Origin of the sequence: Streptococcus sp. HMSC074F05, from assembly GCF_001808725.1 — a bacterium.
Lineage (GTDB): Bacteria > Bacillota > Bacilli > Lactobacillales > Streptococcaceae > Streptococcus > Streptococcus parasanguinis_I.
Genome location: NZ_KV794407.1, coordinates 78285 through 81528, shown reverse-complemented (window position 1 = coordinate 81528; position 3244 = coordinate 78285). Strand labels below are relative to the sequence as shown.

General features: G+C 39.7%; 1 protein-coding gene. It reads right to left on the bottom strand.

All coding sequences use genetic code 11. The features are described from left to right. The coding region (locus HMPREF2685_RS02235; protein ID WP_315940841.1) for an SspB-related isopeptide-forming adhesin at positions 1-3244 on the bottom strand (3244 nt) is incomplete at both ends.

The window sequence follows — 3244 nt, the reverse complement described above, 5'->3', positions numbered from 1 at the left end:
TTCACGACCTTCCAAACGTTTCGTGAAGTTGAATTCCACTGGTACTGGAACGTTGTTTACACGTTTTTGAGTAGGTTTCTCTGGTGTTTCAACCTTCTTAGTTGTTGGGTTGTAGTAGTTTACAACTTGCGCTGCAGTATTTTCAATATCTACACCAGCAGCAACATCAGCTTTCACTGTTGTTGGAATGTCGAACTTGTAGTAACGTCCAAATGCGAATTTAGTTGTGTCGATAACTTGAGTATTTTCTGCATCTCCTAGAGATTTAGTGAAGCCAGCTTTAAGAGTTGCTGTGATTACTCCGTTATTAACTGTAATATCAAATTTATCTGTTACTTCTGCGCCTGTTATTGAATCGTAAGCTTTGATCTTAGTTGAATCAAGTTCCAACTTCGCTTCATCGTAGTCATCTGAGATTCCTACAGATTGGATGTTTTCTTTGTTAGTTGCTGAGAATTTAGTTGTATCCAACCATACTTGGTAAACCAACTTATCTCCACGGTTAACAGTCTTGGTATTGATGTTTTCTGCTTCGTTGTTGGTATCTTTGTCAGCATATGGATTTGCATTTGTATCTGCATACTCATCTGTCAACTCATCATCATCGTCAGCAAGTTTTGATCCAGTGATATCAAATTTTTCTTTATTAAGAACGAACTTCTCTGGTTGGAACTTAGGTTCTTCTGGAGGTGTTACACGGTTGTTAAATTCTTTATCCGCAATGTCGCCTACAGTCGCGATCAGAACTTTAGCTGTTCCGTCGTGTGATACAGTGACTGTTACATTCGCTTTCATTGTATCGTATGTAACGGTTGCGTCGCTTCCTTTAACTTCTTCTACTGTGTAGTTGTGTACGCCTTCTTGACCCTTCTTGAATTCAAGAGCTTTGAACTTAACGTTACCAGATGCATCATTGCTTACAGTTTCAACTTCTTTACCAGTTGAATCTTTAAGCACGAAGCTGAATTCGTTAGCTTTAAGCTCCCGACCTTCCAAGCGTTTAGTGAAGTTGAATTCTACTTCAACTGGAACGTTATTTACACGTTTTTCAGTTGGTTTGCTTGGTTTTTCAACCTTCTTAGTGGTTGGGTTGTAGTAGTTTACAACTTGAGCCGCAGTATTTTCGATATCTACACCAGCTTTAACTGTTTGTTTAACTGTTGTTGGAATATCAAATTTGTAGTAACGTCCGAAGGCGAACTTAGTTGTATCGATCACTTGAGTGTTTTCCGCATCGCCAAGTGACTTCGTAAAGCCATCTTTAAGAGTTGCAGTGATCACACCGTTGTTCACAGCGATATCGAATTTAGCTGTTACATCATCACCTGTTACTGAATCGTAAGCTTTGATCTTAGTAGAATCAAGATCCAACTTAGTTTCATCGTAGTCATCTGAGATACCTACTGATTGGATGTTGTCCTTGTTAGCTGCGTCGAATTTAGTTGTATCCAACCATACTTGGTAAACCAACTTGTCGCCACGTTTCACAGTCTTAGTGTTCAAGTTTTCTTTTTCGTTGTTTGATGCATCGTCCGCATATGGGTCCGCATTGGTATCTGCGTACTTGTCTGCCAACTCTTTATCATCATCAACGAGTTTGTCGCCTGTGATATCGTATTTCTCTTCAGAAACAACATATTTCTCTGGTTGGAACTTAGGTTCTTCTGGAGGACGAACTGTGTTATTGAATTCTTTATCAGCTGGTTCTGTCACGTTTGTGATCAAGGCTTTCGCTGTACCATCATGACGAACTTCAACTGTTACAACAGCTTTCATTGTGTCATAAGTTACGGTTGCGTCAGTTCCTTTAACCTCTTCTACTGTGTACTTGTAAGTACCCTCTTGACCCTTCTTGTATTTAAGGGCAGTGACAGTTTCACCAGCTTTATTTGTGTAATCTACTGGAGCAAACTTGATCTTACCAGCTGCATCGTTGGTTGCAGTTGCAATCACAACATTGTCGCTGTCTTTCAACTCGAATGTGAATTCGCCAGCTTTAAGGTCGCGACCTTCCAATTTCTTAGTGAAGTTGAATTCAACTGAGATTGGAACACTGTTGACACGTTTTTCAGTTGGTTTGTTTGGTTTTTCAACAGTCTTGCTTACTGGGTTGTAGTAGTTAACAACTTGTGCTGCCTTGTTTTCGATATCTGCACCAGCTACGACATCGTCTTTCACTGTTGCTGGGATATCAAATTTATAGTAGCGTCCAAATTCAAACTTAGTTGTATCAATGATTTGAGTGTTTTCAGCGTCGCCAAGTGACTTAGTGAAGCCTGCTTTCAGGTTAGCTGTCAGAACACCATTGTTATCAGAGATATCGAATTTAGTCGTAACATCTGCACCAGTAACTGAATCGTAAACCTTGATATCTGAAGCATTAACAGTCAATTTATCCTTGTCGTAGTTATCTGTGATTCCTACTGTTTGGATATTGTCTTTGTTGCTTGCGTCAAATTTAGTTGTATCCAACCATACTTGGTAGTAAAGTTTTTGACCACGTTCAACAGTCTTGGTATTCAAGTTTTCATCTTCGTTGTTGGCAGTTGTATCGACATATGGGTTTGTGTTTGTTTCACCATATTTATCTGTCAATTCAGAATCGTCATCAACGAGCTTCGTACCTGTGATATCGAATTTCGCTTTAGAAACAACGTATTTCTCTGGTTGGAACTTAGGTTCTGTTGGTGGAGTGACACGGTTGTTGAATTCTTTATCGGCAGGTTCTGTCACGTTTGTGATCAAGGCTTTCGCAGTACCATCATGACTTACTTTAACAGTTACAACTGCAGCCATTTCATCGTAAGTAACAGTTGAATCTGTACCCTTAACCTCTGTTACAGTGTAAGTGTACGTACCTTCTTGACCCTTCTGGTATTTAAGGGCAGTGACAGTTTTACCAGCTTTGTTTGTGTAGTCAACTGGAGTGAACTTGAAGTTGCCGCTTGCGTCGTTGGTTGCAGTCGCAATCACAACATTGTCGCTATCTTTCAACTCGAATGTGAATTCGCCAGCTTTAAGGTCGCGACCTTCCAATTTCTTAGTGAAGTTAAATTCAACTGAGATTGGAACATTGTTGACACGTTTTTCAGTTGGTTTTTCAGGTTTTTCAACTTTCTTAGTCGTTGGGTTGTAGTAGTTAACAACTTGAGCTGCAGTATTTTCGATATCTGCACCAGCTACAACATCGTCTTTCACTGTTGTTGGAATATCGAACTTGTAGTAACGTCCGAATTCGAATTTA